The following is a 21,217-nucleotide window of genomic DNA, read 5'->3' as shown; positions in this document are numbered from 1 at the left end:
CGGTGAGGAGTCCGGATCTGCGCAGGGGTGTGCGGAAGCGTGAGCGGTCCACAACTGCCTCCGGGGGTGGGGGGATTGGAGAGCAGGACGCGCTCAAGATGGTCCAGACCAATGCCGTTGTCAAGGCTTCGGGCAGCACCGCCCCTGCCGTACGCAGGGGGTGTCCAGCGGTGCTGAGCAGCGAGGGTCCGGCGACTACCGGGGCGGTGTGCCGCTCACCTCTCGCCGTCCCCGTCGGACTCGTTGACCTCGATGACCTCGATGACCTCGTCGGACTCGTTGACTCCGCGGCCCTCGACGTCCTCACCGCCCCTGCGGCCCTCGACGTCCTCGTCGGCCTCGCCGTCCCGGCCGCCCTCGGCGCCCCCTGCCGCCCCGCCCCCCTCAGCGACCCGCTCCGCCCGCGCCAGCGACGCCGCCGCCTCGTGCATCGCCAGTTCGAGCAGCGCCGGATCGACCAGCGTCCCGGAGCCGTCCGGTGGGATCAGCCAGCGCACCCCGCCGGTGGACCTGCCTGGGTAGGGCACGACGATCCAGGTGCCGCGCCCCGCGCCCCGCACCCCCGTGCCCAGCCAGCGCGCGACCGTGCCCGGGGGCACGAAGAAGCCCATGCGGGCGTCGCCGAAGTCGGCGAGCACGGGTCCCGGCTGGTCCACGACCCGCGCCAGCACGTCGAGGGTGGGGTAGCCCAGGTCGCCGGGCAGGATGAGCACGTCCCAGAGGCGGCCGGCCGGGAGCAGGACGACCCCCAGGGGGTTGCGTTCCCACTCCCAGCGGCAGGCGTCCGGATCCGGCGCCACCGACACCAGCCACTCGACCGCCGATTTACTGCCCGATCCCGTCATGGCGAACCTTCCTCTCGTCGGTCACGCATACGCGTGTCACGAGGGAGAGCGGCCTCGGGGGCGATCATTACGCGGCTTCCGCTACTGAGTGGTAGTGAAGCGCGTCACGGGGCGGAGCGGCGTACGCCGGTGGACGTCCGGGTCAGCTGTCGAAGCCGAGTCCCATCTTGTCCATCGCGCGCAGCCACACATTGCGGCGCCCGCCGTTCTCGTCGGCCCGGGCCAGGGACCACTTGGTCAGCGCCACGCCGGTCCAGGCGAACGGCTCCGGCGGGAACGGCAGCGGCTTGGAGCGGACCATCTCCAGGCGCGTGCGCTCCGTGCGCTCGCCCGCGAGCAGGTCGAGCATCACCTCGGCGCCGAACCGCGTGGCCCCGACGCCGAGTCCGGTGTACCCGGCGGCGTACGCGACCCGCTCCCCGTACGCCGTGCCGAAGAACGCCGAGAAGCGCGAGCACGTGTCGATCGCGCCGCCCCACGCGTGTGTGAAGCGCACCCCCTCCAGCTGCGGGAAGCAGGTGAAGAAGTGGCCCGCGAGCTTCGCGTACGTCTCGGGGCGATGGTCGTACTCGGCGCGCACCTTGCCGCCGTACGGGTAGATGGCGTCGTACCCGCCCCACAGGATGCGGTTGTCGGCGGAGAGCCGGAAGTAGTGGAACTGGTTGGCGGCGTCGCCGAGGCCCTGGCGGTTCTGCCAGCCGATCGCGGCGAGCTGGTCCGCGCTCAGGGGCTCGGTCATCAGGGCGTAGTCGTACACCGGCACCGTGTACGACCGGACGCGCTTGACCAGGGACGGGAAGACGTTCGTGCCGAGGGCGACCTGGCGGGCGTAGACCCGGCCGTAGGGCGTGCGGATCGCCATGCCCGCGCCGGGTGAGGCGAGGTCGAGGGCCGGGGTGTGCTCGTAGATCCGCACGCCGAGGTCACGGCAGGCGCGCTTGAGGCCCCAGGCGAGCTTCGCCGGGTGCAGCATGGCGACGCCGTCGCGGTCGTAGAGGCCGCCGAGGAAGGTGGGCGAGTCGACCTGCTTGCGCAGCTCGTCCGCGTCGAGCAGCTCGGCGCCGCCCGCGAGGCCGAGAGCGTCCATCTCCTCGTACATCTCGTGCAGTTCGGCGAGCTGGTGGGGCTGGGTGGCGACGTCGATCTCGCCGGTGCGCTCGAAGTCGCAGTCGATGGCGTAGCGGGCGACGGCGGCCTCGATCTCGTCGAGGTTGCGGGCGCCGAGCTCCTCCAGCTTCGCGATCTCCCGCGGCCAGCGGGCGAGGCCGTTGGAGAGGCCGTGGGTGAGGGAGGCGGCGCAGAAGCCGCCGTTGCGGCCGGAGGCGGCCCAGCCGATCTCGCGGCCCTCGACGAGGACGACGTCACGGCCGGGGTCGCGCTCCTTGGCGATCAGGGCCGTCCACAGGCCGCTGTAGCCGCCGCCGACGACGAGCAGGTCGCAGCGCTCGTCGCCGACGAGGGCGGGTTCGGGGTCGGGCTTCTCGGGGTCGTCCAGCCAGAACGAGACCGGCTTGGCCTCGGAGAGGGACGTGGTCCAGCCGTGGGGTTTGGGGGCGCTGCCCCCAAAAGTGGGCAGCATGGCGCTTGGGGCCATGATTTCCAACTCCTTCAGGGCTCTTACTCTTACGCTCTTACAGGGATTTCTTGGCGCGGCGCTTTCCGACGAGCATTCCTGCCACCACGAGGAGAACGGCAATCAGGAACATCGCCGTGCCGATGACATTGATCTGAACGGGCGTGCCCCGCTGCGCGGATCCCCAGACGAACATGGGGAAGGTCACAGTCGATCCGGCGTTGAAGTTCGTGATGATGAAGTCGTCGAAGGAGAGCGCGAAGGCGAGCAGCGCGCCCGCGGCGATGCCGGGCGCGGCGATCGGCAGGGTGACGCGCAGGAACGTCTGCACGGGCCCGGCGTAGAGGTCCTGCGCGGCCTGTTCCAGACGCGGGTCCATGGACATCACGCGCGCCTTCACGGCCGTCACGACGAAGCTCAGACAGAACATGATGTGCGCGATGAGGACGGTCCAGAAGCCCAGCTGGGCGCCCATGTTGAGGAACAGCGTGAGCAGCGAGGCGGCCATGACGACCTCGGGCATCGCCATGGGCAGGAAGATCAGCGAGTTCACGGCGCCGCGCGCGCGGAAGCGGTAGCGCACGAGCGCGAAGGCGATCATCGTGCCGAGCACGGTCGCGCCGAGCGTCGCCCAGAAGGCGATCTGCAGGCTCAGCGAGAGCGAACCGCACATGTCGGCGACGCCGCAGGGGTCCTTCCAGGCGTCCGTCGAGAACTCCTGCCAGGAGTAATTGAAGCGGCCCTTCGGCTTGTTGAAGGAGAAGACCGTGACGACGACATTGGGCAGCAGCAGATAGCCGAGCGTGATGAGTCCGGCGATGACGACGAGATTGCGGCGCAGCCAGCGGAAGAATTTCGAGATCGGGGAGAGCGCGGCCATCAGACGAGATCCTCCGTCCCCGACTTGCGGATGTAGAACGTGACCATGAACAGGATCGCGGCCATCAGGATGAAGGAGAGCGCGGCGGCCGTCGGGTAATCCAGAATGCGCAGGAACTGCGTCTGGATGACGTTGCCGACCATGCGGGTGTCGGTGGACCCGAGCAGGTCGGCGTTCACGTAGTCGCCCGCCGCCGGGATGAAGGTGAGCAGGGTGCCGGAGACGACGCCCGGCATGGACAGCGGGAACGTCACCTTGCGGAAGGTGGTGGAGGGCCGGGCGTAGAGGTCGCCCGCGGCCTCGTGCAGCCTGCCGTCGATGCGCTCGAGGGAGGTGTAGAGCGGCAGGATCATGAACGGCAGGAAGTTGTACGTGAGGCCGCAGACCACCGCGAGCGGGGTGGCGAGGACGCGGTCGCCGTCGGTGGCGCCGAGCCAGTTGGTGATGTCGAGGAGGTGCAGGTTGTTCAGGGCGCCGACGACCGGGCCGCCGTCGGCGAGGATCGTCTTCCACGCCAGCGTGCGGATCAGGAAGCTGGTGAAGAACGGCGCTATCACCAGGACGAGGATCAGATTGCGCCAGCGGCCCGCGCGGAACGCGATGAGGTACGCCAGCGGGTAGCCGAGCAGCAGGCACAGGATCGTCGCGGCGCCCGCGTAGATCACCGAGCGCAGGAACTGCGGCCAGTAGTCGCCGAGCGCGTCCCAGTAGGTGGCGAAGTGCCAGGTGACCTTGTAGCCCTCTTCGAGGGAACCGGTCTGCACGGACGTCGACGCCTGGTAGATCAGCGGCAGCGCGAAGAACACGAGCAGCCAGAGGATGCCGGGAAGCAGCAGCCAGTAGGGGACGAGGCGGCCGCGCTTGCGGGGCGGCTTCGCCGGGGGCTCGTCGGCCTCGGGTGGCGCGGCCTTGATGAGGGTCGTCACGCGTCCTCCTCGACCTTTTCGACGCCCGCCTCGGCATCCTGGTCGGCGTCGAGGCCGAAGGTGTGCGCCGGGTTCCAGTGCAGGACGACCTCGGCGCCCGGGACGAGCCGGGTGTCGCGCTCGATGTTCTGCGCGTACACCTCGAAGGCGTCGCAGACGGGGCTGTCGACGACGTACTGCGTGGAGACGCCGATGAAGCTGGAGTCGGCGATGCGACCGGTGATGCGGTTGCGGCCGTCGGGGACCGTGCCCGCGTCGTCGGCGTGCGCGAGCGAGATCTTCTCCGGGCGTACGCCCACCAGGACCGTGCCGCCGGTGGTGGCGGACGCCGTACATCGTGCCTTGGGCAGCGTCAGCTTCCCGCCGCCCGCCTTGAGGAACACGTCGTCGCCGCTGACCTCGGCCACCTCGGCCTCGATGAAGTTGGACGTGCCGAGGAAGTTGGCGACGAAGGTGGTGCGCGGGTTCTCGTACAGGTCGGCGGGGGCGCCCTGCTGCTCGACGCGGCCGCCGTTCATCACGGCGACGGTGTCGGCCATCGTCATGGCCTCCTCCTGGTCGTGCGTGACGTGCACGAAGGTGATGCCGACCTCGGTCTGGATGCGCTTGAGTTCGAGCTGCATCTGGCGGCGCAGCTTCAGGTCGAGGGCGCCGAGGGGCTCGTCGAGGAGCAGCACCTTGGGGTGGTTGATGAGGGCGCGGGCGACGGCGACGCGCTGCTGCTGGCCGCCGGAGAGCTGGTGCGGCTTCTTGCGGGCCTGCTCGCCGAGCTGGACCAGGTCGAGCATCTCGCCGACCTGCTTCTTCACCGACTTGATGCCGCGTCGGCGCAGGCCGAAGGCGACGTTCTCGAAGATGTCGAGGTGCGGGAAGAGGGCGTACGACTGGAAGACCGTGTTCACGGGCCGCTTGTAGGGCGGCAGCGCGGTGACGTCCTGCTCGCCGAGGCGGACGGTGCCGCTGCTGGGCTCCTCCAGGCCCGCGATCATGCGCAGGGTGGTGGTCTTGCCGCAGCCGGAGGCGCCGAGCAGCGCGAAGAAGGAGCCCTGAGGCACGGTCAGGTCGAGCGGGTGCACGGCGGTGAAGGAGCCGTAGGTCTTGCTGATACCGCTGAGGCGTACGTCGCCGCTGTGCTCTTTGGGTTCTTTGGCAGTCGTCATGTTGGCGTCCCGAGGAATGTGGATGAGGTGTACGTCAAGAACCGGTGAGCTTCGCGAACTTCCCCTCGTACGCGGCCTCTTCCTTGGGCGTGAGCGAACGGAAGGCGTGCGACTTCGCCGCCATGGCCTTGTCGGGGATGATCAGCGGGTTCGCCGCGGCCTTGGGGTCGATCTTCGCGAGCTCGTCGCGGACGCCGTCCACGGGGCACACGTAGTTGATGTAGGCGGCGAGGCGGGCCGCGGGCCCCGGCTCGTAGTAGTAGTCGATGAGCCGTTCGGCGTTGCGCTTGTGACGCGCCTTGTTGGGGACCAGGAGGTTGTCCGTCGAGGTCAGGTAGCCGCTGTCCGGGATCGCGAACTCGATGTCGGGGTTGGACAGTTTGAGCTGGACGACGTCCCCGGCCCAGGCCACGCACGCGGCGAGGTCGCCCTTGTCGAGGTCGGCGGTGTAGTCGTTGCCGGTGAAGCGGCGGATCTGCTTCTTGTCCACGGCCTTCTGCAGCCGCGCGACGGCCGCGTCGAAGTCGTCGTCGGTGAACTTCGCCGGGTCCTTGCCGAGGTCGAGGAGCACCATGCCCATGGAGTCACGCATCTCGGACAGGAACCCCACCCGCCCCTTCAGCTTGGGATCGTCCATCAGCTGCGACACCGACGTGATCTTCTCCCCGTCGGTCGCCTTCTTGTTGTACGCGATGACCGTGGAGATGCCGGTCCAGGGGTACGAGTAGGCGCGCCCGGGGTCCCAGTCGGGCGAGCGGAACTGGGGGGACAGGTTGGCGTAGGCGTGCGGCAGCTGGGCCGGGTCGAGCTTCTGCACCCAGCCGAAGCGGATGAGGCGGGCGGCGAGCCAGTCCGTGACGCAGATCAGGTCGCGCCCGGTGTCCTGTCCTGCGGCGAGCTGCGGTTTGATCTTCCCGAAGAACTCGTTGTTGTCGTTGATGTCCTCGGTGTACTTGACCTTGATGCCGGTGCGTTTCGTGAACGCGTCGAGCGTCGGGCGCCGCTCGTCCTTGTCGACGTCCATGTACTCGGTCCAGTTGGAGAAGTTGACGCGCTTCTCCTTGTCCGAGCGGTCGTCCGCGGCGATGCCGCCCTCGCCCTTGCCGGCCGCGGGGATGCCGCAGGCACTCAGGGCGCCGAGCCCGCCCGCGGCGAGCACCCCGCCCGCGGAGGCGCGCAGCACCGAACGGCGGCCGATCGCGGAACCGCCGCGCAGGGCGCGCTGTGCTGCGGCGAGCTGGGCCGGGGACAGATGGTCGGGCTCGTAGTGCTCCATGCGCTTGCTGCCCTTTCGGGAGGTGAGCGGGCGGGCGCCGCCCGGTCGCGCGGCGCCCGTCCCCGCGTGCGGCTATCGGTCCCCGAAGATCGTGCGGTGCCAGTCCTTCCTGGCCACCGCGGTGTTGTCGAACATGACGTGCTTGATCTGCGTGTACTCCTCGAAGGAGTAGGCGGACATGTCCTTGCCGTAGCCGGACGCCTTGTAGCCGCCGTGGGGCATCTCGCTGAGGATCGGGATGTGGTCGTTGACCCACACGCAGCCCGCCTTGATCTCGCGGGTGGCGCGGCCCGCGCGGAAGACGTCCCGGGTCCAGGCGGAGGCGGCGAGCCCGTAGGGGGTGTCGTTGGCGAGCCGGAGGCCGTCGGCGTCGGAGTCGAAGGGCAGCACGACGAGCACCGGGCCGAAGATCTCCGCCTGCACGGCCTCGCTGTCCTGGGCGGCGTCGGCGATGAGGGTGGGCTTGTAGTACGCCCCGGGGTGGTCGGGCGCCTCGCCTCCCGTCACCACGCGCGCGTAGGAGCGGGCCCGGTCGACGAAGGCGGCGACGCGGTCACGGTGCGTGTGCGAGATGAGCGGGCCGAGGTCGGTGGCCGGGTCGAAGGGGTCACCGAGGCGCACGGTCGCCATCAGGTCGGCGACGCCCGCCACGAAGGCGTCGTACAGCGGCCGCTGCACGTACGCGCGCGTGGCGGCCGTGCAGTCCTGGCCGCTGTTGATGAGGGCGCCCGCGACGGCCCCGTGCACGGCGGCCTCCAGGTCGGCGTCGTCGAAGACCACGAAGGGCGCCTTGCCGCCGAGTTCCAGGTGGAGCCGCTTGACGGTGGCGGTGGCGACCTCCGCGACGCGCTTGCCGACGCCGGTCGAGCCGGTGAAGGACGTCATGACGACGTCGGGGTGGCCGACCAGGTGCTCGCCCGCCTCCTGGCCCGCGCCGCTGACGATGTTGACGACGCCGTCGGGGATCCCGGCGGCGGTCGCGGCCTCGGCGAACAGCAGGGACGTGAAGGGGGTCAGCTCGGACGGCTTCAGGACGATGGTGTTGCCCGCGGCGATGGCCGGCAGGACCTTCCAGGCGGCCATCTGGAGTGGATAGTTCCAGGGCGCGATGGAGCCGACGACGCCGATCGGTTCGCGGCGGACGTACGAGGTGTGGTCGCCGCCGTCGTACTCCCCCGCCGACTGGCCCGCCAGGTGCCGGGCGGCGCCCGCGAAGAACGCTGTGTTGTCGATGGTCCCCGGCACGTCGAACTCACGGCTCAGCTTGATCGGCTTGCCGCACTGCAGGGACTCGGCCTGGGCGAGTTCCTCGGCCCGCGCGGACAGCTCCGCGGCGAAGCGGTGCATGGCGTCGGAGCGCTCACCGGGGCTCGCGGCCGCCCAGCCGTCGTACGCGCCCGCGGCCGCGGCGACGGCGGTGTCCACGTCCTTGGGGCCAGCCAGCTCGTAGGTGAGGACCTCCTCGCCCGTGGCCGGATCGACGACCGCGTGGGTGCGTCCTGAGGTGCCCTGGGTGAGGCGTCCCGCGATGTACTGGGCGCCGTCCGCGAAACGGTCCCGCGCCTGGAATGTGTGCATGACGCTCTCCTCCGCCGGCCGCCCCGTCCCGAGAGGGTCGGCGTAGTTCCAGATCGATTTGAGTGCCGATCCTGACAGGGGGTCGAGGGTCCAGCAAGCGATTCCGTTGTTGCCTTTTGGTTACGCGACGGAATCTGTCGACCAGATGTCGAGTCGGCCTGGAAATTGTGGGACGGAATGTCAGTGGTGCCTGCCAGAGTGGCGTGCATGAGGGATTCCACGGGGGAGGACACGGGGAGGGACAGGGTCAAGTACCTGTACTTCTGGGGGCACGCCCCACGCCGGGACGGCACGCTGGGGGCAAGCTGTTTCAGCCAGTGGTGGCCCTCGCCGTTCACGGCCGACGGCGTGGAGTACGCGACGGCGGAGCACTGGATGATGGCCGCGAAGGCCCGCCTCTTCGGCGACGCCGACGCCGAGCGGGCGGCGCTGTCCGCCCGGACGCCCGCCGAGGCCAAGCGGGCCGGGCGCCTTGTGCGGGGGTTCGACGACCAGGTCTGGGAGCGGGAGCGCTTCGGGATCGTGGTCGAGGGGTCGGTGCGGAAGTTCTCGTCGGACGACGCGCTGCGGGCGTATCTCCTCGGCACCGGGGAGCGGGTCCTTGTCGAGGCGAGCCCGGTGGACCGGGTGTGGGGTGTGGGGCTCGCCGCCGACGATCCGCGGATCGGGGATCCGGCCCAGTGGCGGGGGCTGAATCTGCTGGGGCTCGCGCTGATGGAGGCGCGGGAGCGGCTGCGGTAGCGGTTCCGTCTCGGCCGGGAAGCGGTGGCTGTGGCCGCCCGGTCGTGCCCGTGGCCCGGCTTCGGTGGCCGTGCGGCGTCGCCTTCGGTGGCCGCCCGGTCGTGCCCGTGGCCCGCCCTCGGTGGCCGTGCGGCGTCGCCTTCGGTGGCCGCCCAGTCGTGCCCGTGGCCCGGCTTCGGTGGCCGCTCGATTCCGGCCAGGACCCGCGTCCTACGATGATCCCGACCCCCGCGGGGGTCAGCCGATCAGCCGATCACACCGTGTTCCCGGGGAGGAACCCATGACCGACCAGCACATCTCCGCCGCGCAGGCCACCGCCTTCATCGCCGGACTGCCCAAGGCCGAACTGCACGTCCACCACGTGGGCTCCGCCTCCCCCCGGATCGTCTCCGCCCTCGCCGCCCGGCACCCCGACTCGAAGGTGCCGACCGACATCGAGGCCCTCGCGGACTACTTCACGTTCACGGACTTCGCCCACTTCATCCAGGTGTACCTGTCCGTCGTCGACCTGATCCGCACCCCCGACGACGTCCAGCTCCTCACCTTCGAGGTGGCCCGCGAGCTGTCCCGGCAGAACGTGCGGTACGCCGAGCTGACCATCACCCCCTTCTCCTCCACCCGTCGCGGCATCGACGAGCGCGCCTTCATGGCCGCCATCGAGGACGCCCGCAAGACCGCCGAGGCCGAGCTCGGCGTCGTCCTGCGCTGGTGCTTCGACATCCCGGGCGAGGCGGGCCTGGAGTCGGCGGAGGAGACGGTGCGGCTCGCCACCACCGACGGCATCCGCCCCGAGGGCCTGGTCTCCTTCGGCCTCGGCGGCCCCGAGATCGGCGTACCGCGCCCGCAGTTCAAGCCGTACTTCGACCGCGCCATCGCCGCCGGCCTGCACTCGGTGCCGCACGCGGGCGAGACCACGGGCCCCGAGACCGTCTGGGACGCGCTCACGCACCTGCGCGCCGAGCGCATCGGACACGGCACCAGCTCCGCCAAGGACCAGAAGCTCCTCGCGCACCTGGCCGAGCACCGCGTCCCGCTGGAGGTCTGCCCGACCTCGAACATCGCCACGCGCGCCGTCACCACCCTCGACGAGCACCCGCTCAAGCAGTTCGTGGACGCGGGCGTCATCGTCACGATCAACTCCGACGACCCGCCGATGTTCGGCACCGACCTCAACAACGAGTACGCCGTCGCCGCCCGCCTCCTCGGCCTCGACGAGCGCGGCATCGCCGACCTCGCGAAGAACGGCGTCGAGGCGTCGTTCCTGGACCGGGCGGGCAAGGACAGGATCGCCGCCGAGATCGACGCGTACACGGAGAACTGGCTCGCCTCCTGACGCAGGCGGGAACGCAGGATCGCGGGAACCGGATCGCGGGACCGCGCAACGCACGGACGGGCCCCGGGGCCGACAAGCCCCGGGGCCCGTCCCCCGCCACAATGGGAGTCATGCGCACCGTGACTGCCGTGGCCCACCGGGGCGACCCCTACCGCGTCCGCGAGAACACCCTCCCCTCCCTGCGCTCCGCGCTCGAACGGGGCGCGGACGCCGTGGAGATCGACGTCCGCCTGACCCGCGACGGCGTACCCGTCCTGCTGCACGACGCGGACCTCCTGCGCCTCTGGGAGCACGACCGGCCGCTGGCCGCGCTGTCCGCCGACGAGGTGCGGGGGCTGACCGGCGGGGGCGTGCCCACCCTCGAAGAGGCCCTGAAGGAGACGGACGGCCACCGCGTCCTCGTCGACCTGCCCGGCGCGACCCCTGAGTCGGCGCGGGCCGTCGTCGGCGTCATCGGCGACTGCGGTGCCGCCGACCGGGCGTACTACTGCGCGGGCCCCGACGCGATGCTCGCGGTGCGGGCCGCGGACCCGGCCGCGGAGATCGCCCTCACCTGGAAGTCGCTCGCCCCGCCCCGGCCCGCCGTGCTCGCCGCGATCACGCCTCGCTGGCTCAACTACCGCTTCGGACTGGTGAGTTCGGACCTGGTCGACCATGTGCACGCGAGTGGACTGCTGATCTCCGCGTGGACTCCCGACACCAGGCGTTCCATGCGTAAGCTCATCTCCCACGGGGTGGACTCCATCACCACCAACCGCGTGGACGCACTCGCCGCCGAGCTGTCCCGAGGGCCCCGGCGGCATCGCCAGGAGACGGGGAAGGAACCTCACGAGTGAGCGCAGAGCCCGCAGCGAACTTATCGAGCACGGAGAACCCGGATCACCCGGGGCACACAGAACGCCCGGAACACCCAGAACACGCGGACACCACCGGCCGCATCCGCACCGACATGGCCCACAACGCCCGCGTCTGGAACTACTGGCTGGGCGGCAAGGACAACTACTCGGTGGACCGCGCGGTGGGCGAGCAGGTCGTCGAGATGTTCCCCGGAATCGGCGAAGTGGCCCGCGCGGACCGGGCGTTCCTCGGCCGCGCGGTGGCGCATCTCGTGGGCGACGCGGGCATCCGCCAGCTCCTCGACATCGGCACGGGCCTGCCGACGGGCGACAACACCCACGAGGTCGCCCAGCGCCTCGCACCGGACGCCCGCATCGTGTACGTGGACAACGACCCGATCGTCCTGACCCATGCGAGCGCCCTGCTCACCAGCTCCCCCGAGGGCGCGACCGCGTACATCGACGCGGACGCCCGGGACACGGAGCGCATCCTGCGGGCCGCCGCCGAGACCCTCGACTTCGAGCGGCCCGTCGCCGTGATGCTGCTCGGCATCCTCAACTTCATCCCCGACACGGAGGTGGCCCGCGGGATCGTACGGACCCTCATGGACGCGGTGCCGTCCGGCAGTTACCTGGTCCTGACCCACCCCACGCTGGACGCCGACGTCGGCGGCGCGGACAACCAGCCGGCCATGGACTTCTGGAACGCCAACGCGACGCCGCCGATCACGGGCCGCACCCGCGCGGAGTTCCTGTCGTTCATGGCGGGCCTCGACCTCCTCGACCCGGGCGTCGACTCGTGCGCGCGCTGGCGCTTCCCGGAGGCGGAACCGGTGCCGCAACTCGGCGCGGTGGGCCGCAAACCGTAGCGCCGGAGGCTAGGGCCTGTCCGGCGGCACGATGGCCTGCGCGTCCACGCCCTCGCCGACCCAGAGGCCGATCAGGAGCGCGGCGGTCGCCTCCACGAGCCCGGCCCGCCCGAGGCTGCCCGCGTCGTAGGGCACGCAGCCGATGTCCCGCACCAGTGCGCGTACGACGGCAAGCGCGTCCTCGTCGTCACCGCACACCGGCACCGCGAGGCGCCGCCCGTCGAACACGGGCGGCGCGAGGCGCCACACGCTGTCGTGGCACAGGTTGAACGCCTTCACCACGCGGGCCCCGGGCGCGGCGGCGGCCAGCCGTTCGGCGGCGGACTCCGCGCCCTGCGTGAGCAGCGCGAAGCCGTCGCCCACGGGGTTGCCGCAGTCGATCAGGACCCGGCCGCGCAGGGCGTCGGCGAGCCCGGCGGCGACGTCGGCCCCGGCCGCGTACGGCAGCGCGTGCAGCACGGCGCCGTCCCCGAACTCGACGGCGGCCCGCAATGAGCCGTGGCCCGCGGCGCCGATGCGCCCGGCGAGCGCGGCCGCCCGGCCCTCGTCACGACCGCCGACGAACACCTCGTGCCCGGCGCGCACCCACTGCGCACCCAGCGCCTCGGCCATGTTCCCGGCCCCGAGAATCCCCATCCGCATACGCGTCGCCCTCCCTCGTCCGTCCTCGTGTCCCGGCCCGGTGACCGGCACGAGAACGACAGTAGGAAGCCGCTCGGGCACCATTCGGTAAGTCTCGGCCCCGCCGCACCGCCCCACGACACCTCGGGCACCATGCGAAGGATGAAGCCTCACAGCACACCCCACCGCGCGCCCCACGACACACCCCACCACCCACCCCACGACGCGCCCTACGACCCGCCCCACGAACCGACCGACCTCCTCGCCGACTGCCGGGCGCGCCTGGCCTTCGACCTGCTCGCCAACACCTGGAACGCGGTGACGCTCTGGGCCCTGCGCCACGGCCCCCTGCGCCCACGCGAACTCCGCGACCGCATCGGCGGCATCAGCCCCAAGATCCTCACGGAGACCCTCCGCCGCCTGGAGCACAACGGCCTCCTGACCCGCCACGCCTACGCCGAGTCCCCGCCCCGCGTCGAGTACGCGCTCACCGCCCTCGGCCGCACCCTCCTCGCCCCCATCGAGACGTTCGGCGCCTGGGCCCACGAGCACGGCGACGAGGTCCTCGCGGCCCAGGAGAGAACCGAGGGCCCCTGAGGGGATCACCCTGACAACTACCCTCACGCACACCCGAGTTGACCCCGGCCCAACCTCAGGGTCGCCACCCCTCCCCAGTGACGATCCGCCCCGCCCGCACGCCGCACAGGATGAGAGGGATCCCGCAGCCACTCACCTGGAGCAGCTCATGCGTGTACGTTCCGGTCTTGCCGTCACGATCGCCACCGCCGTCGTTCTCGGTCTCACGGCCACCGCGGCGCCCGCCCTCGCGAGGGGCGGCCCGGCGCCCGCCGCCGTCGCCGCGGACTCGCGCTCGGAGCCCGACGGCGAGGCGCTGCGTGCGGCCATCGCCGGGCTGCCCGACGCCGACGCGACGGCCGCGCTGGTGCGGGTGCGGGGGAAGAAGACGTCGTGGCACGGGAGTTCGGGGGTGCGGGACCTGAAGTCGGGGCGGGAGGCCGACCCCGAGGGGAGGTTCCGGGCCGGGTCGACCACGAAGGTGGTGACGGCGGCCGTGGTGCTGCAGCTCGCCGCCGAGGGCAGAGTCGACCTGAACGCGCCCGTGCAGCGCTATCTGCCGGACCTCTTCGCCCCGAACGCCGACGCCTTCCGCAAGCCCATCTCCGTACGCCAACTCCTCAACCACAGCAGCGGGTTGCAGCCGGGGCGCTCGCTGGGCAAGACGTTCGAGGAGCTGTACGCGAACCGCTTCGAGACGCTCACGCCGCAGGAGGTCGCCGTCACCTCGATCGCGAAGGGGCCCGCACACGACCCGGGGGTCAAGCAGGAGTACCTGGGCATCAACTACACGCTTCTCGGGCTGCTCGTCGAGAAGGTCACGGGGCACTCGTACGAGCGCGAGGCCACCCGGCGCGTCCTCAGGCCCGCGGGCATGCGGCACTCCTCCTTCCCCGGCACGGACCCGCGCATCCACGGCCCGCACAACCGCGGCTACCAGGCCGTGCGGGAGCCCGGCGGCGGGACGCGCCTGGTCGACGTCACCGAGTGGAACCAGCGGGACCGGATGGCGGGCGGGGACATGATCTCCACGACGGCCGACCTGGAGCGGCTGACCGTCGCCCTGTTCCGCGGCAGGATCGTGCCGAAGCCGCAGCTGGAGGAGATGTTCACGGTGCCTTCGGACATCAAGGGCGCCACGATGAGCGCGGGCCTGATGCGGTACGAGGCACCCGACGGGCGGGTCGTCTGGCTGAAGACCGGGGGGCGGCACGGCTACAACTCGATCGTCGCCGCCACCCGGGACCTGGACACCGTCCTCGTCTACTCGGTCAACTCCACCGACGCCAAGGGCCAGGACATGAATCCGGTCGCCGAGCGCATCATCAAGGCGGCGCTCAAGCCCGCCCGCGGCTGACCTCTCCGCCCGCCCGCGGCCAGCCTCCCGCCTGCGGCCGACCTCCCGCCCGCGCGCAGCCGACCCCCCGCCCGCGCCGGACCTACGCGTTCATCCCGCCGTCCACCGTGAGCTCCGCGCCCGTGACGGTGCGCCCGCCCGGGCCCACCAGGTGGGCCACCGTCGCCGCGATGTCGTCGGCTTCCGAGTAGTGGCCGAGGGCGGACATGCCGCGCTGGAAGTCGGCGCTCTGCCCGTCGGCCGGATTCATGTCCGTGTCCGTCGAGCCGGGGTGCACGGCGTTGACGGTGATGCCGCGGGGGCCGAGCTCACGGGCGAGGGCCTTGGTGAAGCCGCTGAGGGCGGACTTGCTCATCGAATACAGGACGATGCCGCCGAAGGGCACCCGGTGCACGAGGTTGGTGCCGATGCTCACGATGCGTCCGCCCCGCGGCAGATGGGCGACAGCGGCCTGCCCGGCGACGAAGGCGGCGCGGGCGTGGATCGCGAGGGTGCGGTCGAGCTCCTCCAGGGCGACGTCCTCGAACGGCCCGTACGGGTACACGCCCGCGTTGTTGACCAGGATGTCCAGGCGGCCCAGCTCCCGCGCCGCCCGCTCCACGGCCCCCCGCACGGCGTCCGCGTCCGCCGCGTCGGCCTGGATGGCCACGGCCCGCCGCCCCGCCGCCTCCACATCGGCGACGACGGCCTCGGCCTTCGCCTTCCCGGCCGGGCTCACATAGGTGAACGCCACATCGGCCCCGTCCCGCGCGAGACGCCGCACGATCGCCGCCCCGATCCCCCGGCTGCCACCCGTCACCAGCGCGGCCTTGCCCAGCAGCTCAGTCATCCCCGACCCCAAGTCTCGATCTTGTACGTGTAGGTGTGCCGACCCGGACCATATTTCTGTGCCGATCGACACAGAAACTTTCACACGGGCACAGCAGCACGTCAAGGCCTATATTTGTCAGTCACTACAGAAATTCGACGACGGCGACGGCGGCGACAGCGACGAGGGAGGCGACAGCCTTGGCGGGACGCGGACGACCCCGGGCGTTCGATCGCGAGACGGCGCTGCGCCGGGCCATGGAGGTGTTCTGGAGGCAGGGGTACGAGGCCACGTCGATGACGGACCTCACCTCCGCGATGGGCATCGCCTCGCCCAGCCTCTACGCGGCCTTCGGCTCCAAGGAGGCGCTGTTCCGGGAGTCGGTCACGCTGTACAACGCCACGGAGGGCGCCGCGATGGCCCGGGCGCTGACCGAACTGCCCACGGCGCGGGCGGCGGTGGAGGCCGTGCTGCGCGACAACGCCCGCGTCTACACCGACGCCGCCAACCCCAGCGGCTGCATGATCGTGCTCGCCGCCACCAACTGCTCGGCTGCGAACGCCCCCGTGCAGGAGCACCTGGCGTACTGGCGGAAGGCGAGCGCGGAGATGATGGCCCGCCGTCTGGACCGGGGCGTGCGGGAAGGTGAACTCCCCGCCGGTACGGACACCGAGGCCATGGCCGCGTTCTACACCACGGTCATCCAGGGCATGTCGGTCCAGGCCCGCGACGGGGCGAGCGGCGCCGACCTGGACAAGACGGTGGACCGGGCGATGGCGGCGTGGGACGTGGTGGCCGCTCCGGCGCGCTGACCGACGTCAGGCACGGCGCCTTCGGCCGAGGCCGAGGTTGAGATGGGGGCCGAGGTCGGGGCGGGGGCCGAGGCTGAGGCGGGGGCCGGTGCGGGGCCGATGGAGAGCCGGTGCCGGGTATGGGGGAGAATCCCTCGGTTCACCTCTGTACCAGGAGATTCATGCACAAGCGTCTGCCCCTGCTCGCCGCCTGTCTCACACTCGCCGCTCTCGGCGCCTCGGCATGCGGCTCGTCCGGGGACCGCGAGGCGAGCGCCTCGGCGACACCGACCACCGCGTCCGCCTCGGCCACCCCGTCCAGGGGCCCGTCGGCGTCCCCCGACGGAGCGCGCGGCCTCACGGAGCTGTCGGCCGCGTTCTACCTCAAGACGATCCGGGAGCACTACCCGGACCTGGACCGCATCAGCGACGACGTGCTCGTGGCCCACGGCAGCGCGCTCTGCGCCGCCCATGGGCAGGCCCTCGTCGACCAGGTCAAGAAGACCAGGCGGGAACTGAAGGTCGACGGGAAGCAGGCTTCGCGGATCCTCGGCACCGCGCACGGCAGTTGCGGCAGGAACTCGCTCGGGTGACGCGGGAGGGCCGGATGCGTCCTGGCGCCGGGGCGGATCCGTCTGATGCCGGGGCGGGTCCGGCCTGATGCCGGGGCGGGTCCGTCCTACAGCCCCGCCAGGGAGTTCCACCGCTTCGCGAACTCGGTGCGCTCCCCCGAGGTGATGTCCCGTGCGATCACGAGCCGCTTGCGCATCGCGTCGTCCGGGAAGATCAGCGGGTCCTCGGCGAGCGCCGCGACTTCCTTGTCCTTGGACGAGGCGAGGATGTCGCGGGCCGCGGGCACGGGGCAGACGTAGTTGACCCAGGCGGCGAGCTCGGCGGCGACCTCGGGCTCGTAGTAGTGGTCGATCAGGCGCTCCGCGTTGGCCTTGTGGCGGGCGAGGTTGGGGATCATCAGGGACTCGGCCCACAGCTCGGCGCCCTCCTCCGGGACGACGAACTCGATGTCGGGGTCGTCGGCCTGGAGCTGGATGACGTCGCCGCTGTAGGCCTGGCAGGCGAGGACGTCGCCGCCGGCGAGGTCCTTGATGTAGTCGTTGCCGGTGAAGCGGCGGATGTGGTGGCTGTCGACGAGCTTCTCGACCCGGTCGCACATGCGGTGGAAGTCGTCCGCCGTCCACCGGGTGATGTCGACGCCGTCGCCCTGCATCAGCAGCCCGAAGGCCTCGTCGAGGCCGGACAGCAGGGTGACGCGGCCCTTGAGGTCGCCCGCCCACAGGTCCGACACGTGCCGGATCTCCCGGCCGAGCCGCTTCTTGTTGTACGCGATGCCGGTGATCCCCGACTGCCACGGCACCGTGAACTTGCGGCCCCGGTCGAAGCCGGGCGAGCGCAGCAGCGGGTCGAGGTGCTCGGTGACGTTCGGCTGCCGGGCCCGGTCCATCTCCTGCACCCAGCCGAGGCGCACGAAGCGGGCGCACATCCAGTCGCTGATGACGATGAGGTCGCGGCCGGTCTCCTGGTGGTTCATCAGGGACGGGCTGATCTTGCCGAAGAACTCGTCGTTGTCGTTGATCTCCTCCGTGTAGCGCACGTCGATCCCGGTGCGCTTCTCGAAGGCGTCCAGGGTGGGGCGCTTCGACTTGTCCTCGTCGTCGGTGTCGATGTAGAGCGGCCAGTTGGCGAAGGTCACCTTCCGCTCCGTGCGCGAGCGGTCGGCGGCGCCGCGCTCGTCGGGCGCAATGTACGCGGCCGGAACCCCGCAGCCGGTGGCGAGCGCGGCCACCCCGGCGGCCGTGGCCCCGCCGCCGAGGGCGCGCAGCAGGGCCCGGCGGGACACACCGCCCCCGCCGACGCGGGTGGAGGCGGGGCCTTCGGGGTTCGCTCGCAATGCTCTCGGGTTCGCTCGCACCTCGGCAGCATGCACGGGGGCGCGGGGGCCGGGCAATGGACGGTGCGTCGGGGTGGGGGTGGCGTGGGACGACATGCTGTCGGGCCGCACCGGGGTGCGGCCCGGGCCCTCAGCCGTCCGGCGCCAGCCACCCCGCCAGGTCCGACGCCGTCACCCGCGTCAGCGGTGCCTCGTCGAGCGGCCCGGGGAAGAGCCGGTACACCGTGCCGGACGCGGCGCGCTCCGCCCCGGGGAGGTCGCCGTGCACGAGGGCGACCAGCGCGTGACGGTCCGCCAACTCCGGTTCCGCGCACAGCACATCGGGCTCCCACGCGTCCCGGATGCGCACGGCGAAGTCGGCGCGCGGCTCGTCCGGCTCCCGGCGGTACCCCCACAGGACGTGCCCGCGCCCGCGCACGAGCACGTCGCCGTCGGTGCGGGCCGCCGCCGTCCAGCACGCAAGGTCCCAGAGCGTGGCACGGCCGCCGGGCTCGAAGGTGTCGAGCAGGTCGTGGCCGGCGCGGCCGAGCACCGCGCTGTAGCGCCAGACACTGTGGTTGCCCTCGCCCGTGGCGAGCGTCAGGTCGGCCCACCACGCACGGCGCGAGCGCAGGTCCACGATCATCGGTACGCGCAGCGCGGCATCACCCGCGAGGTCGAAGCGCTGCCGGACGGTACGCGGGTCGTAGACGGCACGCTCCTTCCGCTCCCCCGACACGGCCATGAACCCCGCGAAGGCGTCCGGCAGTTGATCGAACGGCACGTCGTTGTACGACAGGACGGCGGGCACGACGAACCGCACCCCCGCCTTGGCGAGCCGCGGCAGGTCCAGGTCGAGGTACTCGGTGGCACCGTGCGGGGCGGGCGCCGACGTCAGGTCGCCCGAGTGCAACGCGGCGCCACCCGCGTACTCCAACTGCGTGTAGTCGCACAGCCCGACGAACCGCCACGCGTCGTCGTACAGCGCGACGGACAGATCGAGGTCGACCCGCACCCCCTTGGGCTGCGTCCAGTGCAGGAAGAGCCGGACGTGCTCACTGTCCCCGGGCATGGGCAGCGAACTGCCGCGCGGCACGGAGACGAGCGAAGCGGCGGAGGCACGCTCGGCGAACGGCACGGGCAGATCGACGAGGGAGGCGTCGAGCACGGCGATGTCGTACGGCACGCCACCCTTTTCGGTGCGGCGGGATTGCAGCCCGTCCGGGCCGTTCGGGACGCCGCCCTCGCCGGTGCGCCGCATTTTCAGCCCGTCCGGCGTTTGAGGACGAGGCGCGGAGCGCCGATCAGCGGGGTCCAGGGGCGGCAGCCCCTGCCCGCGGCGGAGCCGCTGATCGATGCCGCGGGAAGGGGCGGGATCGGGGAGCCCCCGGCAGGGCCCCACCCGCAGCCGCCGCACAGCCTCCGCCTCAATGAGCTCCGCGGCCCGAGACGCCACCCGCGAAGGCAGCGGCGGCCGGTGATCGTCGACCGCGTAGGCCTTGGTCACCCGCCCACGCGGAAAGAAGACACGCCGCTCCCCGGGCGCCCCGCGCACCTTCATCCGCCCGTACGCCCCGAGCAACGGCCCCACACCCACCCGCGGCAGAGCGTGCACCAGCGCCTCCCCGACCACCTCCGGCAGAGTCGACTCGCCCGAGCGGGACAGGAGCACGTCGAGTCGGCGCAGCAGCTCGCCGGGCCGGGCACGCAGCAGCGCGGTGGCGGCCACGACGTCCCAGCGGGCGAGCGCCGCCTCGACGCGGCCCTGCCACCCGGTGTGGCGCAGTCGGTCGCCGTCGAGGCGGATGTCGTCGTGACGGGCGGCCTCGGTGAGCAGCACCTCGGTGAGCGCCGGGTCGTCGAGCCGCGTGCCGCGCAGGACGGCGAAGGCGAGCGCGACACGGGGGTGCCGCTCGGCCCCCTCGAAGGGGTGCAGGATCTCCCCGACGCGCTTCCAGGCGCCGGGGTACCGGGCGAAGTCCTCGCAGAGGCTGTCGAGCCCGAACGTGCCGAGCAGGCCGAGGAGTTCACGCCGCACCGGCCGGGACACCCGCCGAAGCCGGGGCAGTTCGAGCAGGTCGGGATCGCCGCCGGACCGGACGACGAGCAGCCGCAGCACGTCGGTGGCGGTGTTCGCGTACCGGGCGACGAGCGGCCGCGTGGCCGGGTCGTCCAGGAGCGGCGCGAGGGCGAGGGCCTTGCTCTCCCGCAGGGGTATCTCGTCCGGCAGCCACACAAGACCGCCCGGCTTGCCCCGGCCGAATTCACCGGCCGCCCGGTCACCCGCGTGGGCCCGCGCGAGCAGGAGCACCAAGTCGTCGTGGTCCTGCGGGTTCAGGGGGGTGCGACGGGCGAGCAGCGCCGCGAGTTCCGCCGCCGCGTCGTCGGGCGCGCCGAGGCGCAGGGCGCGCAGGATGTCGCCGCCGTCGCCGCGGTGCTCGGCCCCGGTGTCGATCCAGGGGTCGGTGGGCCCGTCCGTCTCGTAGCGCTTCTCGCAGACCGGGCAGGCGTACCAGACGCAGCAGTCGTCGCAGCAGCCCCAGTCCTCCATCACGCGGCGGCAGTCGTCGCACACGAGGTGCGCGCAGGGCGCGAGCGCGCGCACGCGTGCCTTGGTGCCCGCGCAGTTCATGCAGGGCTGGTGCGGCTGGGCGGCGAGGTGGGCGACGACGACGGAGGTGAAACGGTCGTACGCGTGCTGGTAGGGGATCTCCTCGGGGAACCGTGCGAACAGCGGGGCGTGGTGGCGGTCGGAGCCCATCAGGGCGTCGACGTCCGCGAGCAGCCGCATGCCGGTCGTGGAGAGTTCGGCGGCGGGCAGGGCCGCGAGCGCCCGGCGCAGCGGGACGGTCAACAGGTGTCCGCGGTCGGCGAGTTCGGCTTCGAGGACGACCACGGCGGCGTCGGTCTCCGCGGACCGCCCGGCGCCGGAGGGAACGTACACGCTCTGGCGGCGGCGCAGCAGCAGCCCCGCGAGATCGTCGGTCGTCGTCATCAGGTCACACCCCCGTCGTACAAGAAGAAGGCGGGGGCGGAGAGTGTGTGCGCTACGGATCTTTTTGCAGAAGAGGGAAGAAGGAAGCACACAACGGGAGCCGCCCCCGCGTACGCAACGGTACGCGGGGGCGGTGATCAGGGCATCCGAATTAGGCGCCCCGCCGG

19 protein-coding genes and 1 pseudogene are annotated in these 21,217 nt (G+C 71.7%); 9 read left to right on the top strand and 11 right to left on the bottom strand.

Annotation, left to right across the window (positions count from 1 at the left end; all coding sequences use genetic code 11):
* Positions 1-215: 215 nt before the first annotated feature.
* The 7 genes from ACFVHO_RS05770 to ACFVHO_RS05740 form a co-directional block, all read right to left on the bottom strand.
* Positions 216-845: a hypothetical protein gene (locus ACFVHO_RS05770; RefSeq protein WP_385710563.1), complete on the bottom strand. Its 630-nt coding sequence runs from the start codon at positions 843-845 to the stop codon at positions 216-218.
* A gap of 142 nt (positions 846-987) precedes the next feature.
* Positions 988-2,439 carry an NAD(P)/FAD-dependent oxidoreductase gene (locus ACFVHO_RS05765; RefSeq protein ID WP_385710561.1) on the bottom strand — a complete coding sequence of 484 codons (1,452 nt, stop codon included), beginning with the start codon at positions 2,437-2,439 and terminating at the stop codon, positions 988-990.
* Between the two features lie 37 nt (positions 2,440-2,476).
* Positions 2,477-3,298, bottom strand: a complete 822-nt coding sequence (locus ACFVHO_RS05760) for an ABC transporter permease (protein WP_385710559.1) — start codon at positions 3,296-3,298, stop codon at positions 2,477-2,479.
* Positions 3,298-4,224 (bottom strand): ABC transporter permease, encoded by a 927-nt coding sequence (locus ACFVHO_RS05755; RefSeq protein ID WP_385710557.1) that lies wholly within the window; start codon positions 4,222-4,224, stop codon positions 3,298-3,300. Before ACFVHO_RS05755 ends, ACFVHO_RS05760 begins: the two co-directional genes overlap by 1 nt.
* A complete protein-coding gene (locus ACFVHO_RS05750; RefSeq protein ID WP_385710555.1) occupies positions 4,221-5,384 on the bottom strand; it encodes an ABC transporter ATP-binding protein in 1,164 nt (387 codons plus the stop codon). Before ACFVHO_RS05750 ends, ACFVHO_RS05755 begins: the two co-directional genes overlap by 4 nt.
* Positions 5,385-5,418: 34 nt before the next feature.
* On the bottom strand, positions 5,419-6,660 hold the full coding sequence (locus tag ACFVHO_RS05745) for a spermidine/putrescine ABC transporter substrate-binding protein (protein ID WP_385710553.1): 1,242 nt from the start codon (positions 6,658-6,660) through the stop codon (positions 5,419-5,421).
* A gap of 72 nt (positions 6,661-6,732) precedes the next feature.
* Entirely contained in the window at positions 6,733-8,238 is a 1,506-nt protein-coding gene (locus tag ACFVHO_RS05740) for a gamma-aminobutyraldehyde dehydrogenase (protein WP_385710552.1), read from the bottom strand.
* A 207-nt stretch (positions 8,239-8,445) separates the two neighbouring features.
* Between ACFVHO_RS05740 and ACFVHO_RS05735 the strand changes: the two genes are divergently transcribed.
* The 4 genes from ACFVHO_RS05735 to ACFVHO_RS05720 all read left to right on the top strand — a co-directional run bounded on the left by ACFVHO_RS05735 (position 8,446) and on the right by ACFVHO_RS05720 (position 12,017).
* Positions 8,446-8,979: an NADAR family protein gene (locus ACFVHO_RS05735; RefSeq protein WP_385710550.1), complete on the top strand. Its 534-nt coding sequence runs from the start codon at positions 8,446-8,448 to the stop codon at positions 8,977-8,979.
* A 280-nt stretch (positions 8,980-9,259) separates the two neighbouring features.
* Positions 9,260-10,312: an adenosine deaminase gene (locus ACFVHO_RS05730; RefSeq protein WP_385710548.1), complete on the top strand. Its 1,053-nt coding sequence runs from the start codon at positions 9,260-9,262 to the stop codon at positions 10,310-10,312.
* Positions 10,313-10,422: 110 nt separating this feature from the next.
* Complete coding sequence (locus tag ACFVHO_RS05725) at positions 10,423-11,148, top strand: glycerophosphodiester phosphodiesterase (RefSeq protein ID WP_385710546.1); 726 nt, start codon at positions 10,423-10,425, stop codon at positions 11,146-11,148.
* 101 nt (positions 11,149-11,249) lie between these two features.
* Positions 11,250-12,017 (top strand): SAM-dependent methyltransferase, encoded by a 768-nt coding sequence (locus ACFVHO_RS05720; protein ID WP_385710635.1) that lies wholly within the window; start codon positions 11,250-11,252, stop codon positions 12,015-12,017.
* A gap of 9 nt (positions 12,018-12,026) precedes the next feature.
* Here the strand turns inward: ACFVHO_RS05720 and ACFVHO_RS05715 are convergent, their stop codons facing one another.
* Positions 12,027-12,659, bottom strand: coding sequence for an NADPH-dependent F420 reductase (locus ACFVHO_RS05715; RefSeq protein WP_385710544.1), 633 nt, complete (start codon positions 12,657-12,659; stop codon positions 12,027-12,029).
* Between the two features lie 202 nt (positions 12,660-12,861).
* Between ACFVHO_RS05715 and ACFVHO_RS05710 the strand changes: the two are divergent.
* From ACFVHO_RS05710 to ACFVHO_RS05700, 3 genes and pseudogenes are all read left to right on the top strand, one after another.
* Positions 12,862-12,960, top strand: a pseudogene (locus tag ACFVHO_RS05710) (hypothetical protein); the annotation flags it as partial.
* Complete coding sequence (locus ACFVHO_RS05705) at positions 12,921-13,235, top strand: winged helix-turn-helix transcriptional regulator (protein WP_385710633.1); 315 nt, start codon at positions 12,921-12,923, stop codon at positions 13,233-13,235. The pseudogene ACFVHO_RS05710 and the gene ACFVHO_RS05705, both read left to right, overlap by 40 nt.
* Before the next feature lie 148 nt (positions 13,236-13,383).
* Positions 13,384-14,571 carry a serine hydrolase domain-containing protein gene (locus tag ACFVHO_RS05700; RefSeq protein WP_385710542.1) on the top strand — a complete coding sequence of 396 codons (1,188 nt, stop codon included), beginning with the start codon at positions 13,384-13,386 and terminating at the stop codon, positions 14,569-14,571.
* An 82-nt stretch (positions 14,572-14,653) separates the two neighbouring features.
* Here ACFVHO_RS05700 and ACFVHO_RS05695 read toward each other — a convergent pair whose 3' ends face one another.
* Positions 14,654-15,400 (bottom strand): SDR family NAD(P)-dependent oxidoreductase, encoded by a 747-nt coding sequence (locus tag ACFVHO_RS05695; protein ID WP_385710540.1) that lies wholly within the window; start codon positions 15,398-15,400, stop codon positions 14,654-14,656.
* Between the two features lie 179 nt (positions 15,401-15,579).
* On the opposite strand from ACFVHO_RS05695, the gene ACFVHO_RS05690 reads away from it, so the two are divergent.
* Complete coding sequence (locus ACFVHO_RS05690; protein WP_385710539.1) at positions 15,580-16,191, top strand: TetR/AcrR family transcriptional regulator; 612 nt, start codon at positions 15,580-15,582, stop codon at positions 16,189-16,191.
* A 161-nt stretch (positions 16,192-16,352) separates the two neighbouring features.
* Positions 16,353-16,763: a hypothetical protein gene (locus ACFVHO_RS05685; RefSeq protein ID WP_385710538.1), complete on the top strand. Its 411-nt coding sequence runs from the start codon at positions 16,353-16,355 to the stop codon at positions 16,761-16,763.
* An 86-nt stretch (positions 16,764-16,849) separates the two neighbouring features.
* Here ACFVHO_RS05685 and ACFVHO_RS05680 read toward each other — a convergent pair whose 3' ends face one another.
* Complete coding sequence (locus ACFVHO_RS05680) at positions 16,850-18,133, bottom strand: spermidine/putrescine ABC transporter substrate-binding protein (RefSeq protein WP_385710537.1); 1,284 nt, start codon at positions 18,131-18,133, stop codon at positions 16,850-16,852.
* Between the two features lie 73 nt (positions 18,134-18,206).
* A complete protein-coding gene (locus ACFVHO_RS05675; RefSeq protein WP_385710536.1) occupies positions 18,207-21,050 on the bottom strand; it encodes a hypothetical protein in 2,844 nt (947 codons plus the stop codon).
* Positions 21,051-21,217 lie beyond the last annotated feature (167 nt).

The sequence above is a fragment of the Streptomyces sp. NPDC127108 genome (genome assembly GCF_042677545.1).
GTDB lineage: Bacteria > Actinomycetota > Actinomycetes > Streptomycetales > Streptomycetaceae > Streptomyces.
This window is presented reverse-complemented; position numbering and strand designations above follow the sequence as displayed.

Excerpts from the sequence above, each read along its gene's own strand:
- ACFVHO_RS05735 (WP_385710550.1), top strand. The coding sequence starts at position 8,446 with ATGAGGGATTCCACGGGGGAGGACACGGGGAGGGACAGGGTCAAGTAC.
- ACFVHO_RS05685 (WP_385710538.1), top strand. The coding sequence starts at position 16,353 with ATGCACAAGCGTCTGCCCCTGCTCGCCGCCTGTCTCACACTCGCCGCT.
- ACFVHO_RS05745 (WP_385710553.1), bottom strand. The coding sequence starts at position 6,660 with ATGGAGCACTACGAGCCCGACCATCTGTCCCCGGCCCAGCTCGCCGCA.
- ACFVHO_RS05760 (WP_385710559.1), bottom strand. The coding sequence starts at position 3,298 with ATGGCCGCGCTCTCCCCGATCTCGAAATTCTTCCGCTGGCTGCGCCGC.
- ACFVHO_RS05730 (WP_385710548.1), top strand. The coding sequence starts at position 9,260 with ATGACCGACCAGCACATCTCCGCCGCGCAGGCCACCGCCTTCATCGCC.
- ACFVHO_RS05765 (WP_385710561.1), bottom strand. The coding sequence starts at position 2,439 with ATGGCCCCAAGCGCCATGCTGCCCACTTTTGGGGGCAGCGCCCCCAAA.
- ACFVHO_RS05770 (WP_385710563.1), bottom strand. The coding sequence starts at position 845 with ATGACGGGATCGGGCAGTAAATCGGCGGTCGAGTGGCTGGTGTCGGTG.
- ACFVHO_RS05675 (WP_385710536.1), bottom strand. The coding sequence starts at position 21,050 with ATGACGACGACCGACGATCTCGCGGGGCTGCTGCTGCGCCGCCGCCAG.
- ACFVHO_RS05725 (WP_385710546.1), top strand. The coding sequence starts at position 10,423 with ATGCGCACCGTGACTGCCGTGGCCCACCGGGGCGACCCCTACCGCGTC.
- ACFVHO_RS05740 (WP_385710552.1), bottom strand. The coding sequence starts at position 8,238 with ATGCACACATTCCAGGCGCGGGACCGTTTCGCGGACGGCGCCCAGTAC.
- ACFVHO_RS05750 (WP_385710555.1), bottom strand. The coding sequence starts at position 5,384 with ATGACGACTGCCAAAGAACCCAAAGAGCACAGCGGCGACGTACGCCTC.
- ACFVHO_RS05695 (WP_385710540.1), bottom strand. The coding sequence starts at position 15,400 with ATGACTGAGCTGCTGGGCAAGGCCGCGCTGGTGACGGGTGGCAGCCGG.
- ACFVHO_RS05700 (WP_385710542.1), top strand. The coding sequence starts at position 13,384 with ATGCGTGTACGTTCCGGTCTTGCCGTCACGATCGCCACCGCCGTCGTT.
- ACFVHO_RS05715 (WP_385710544.1), bottom strand. The coding sequence starts at position 12,659 with ATGCGGATGGGGATTCTCGGGGCCGGGAACATGGCCGAGGCGCTGGGT.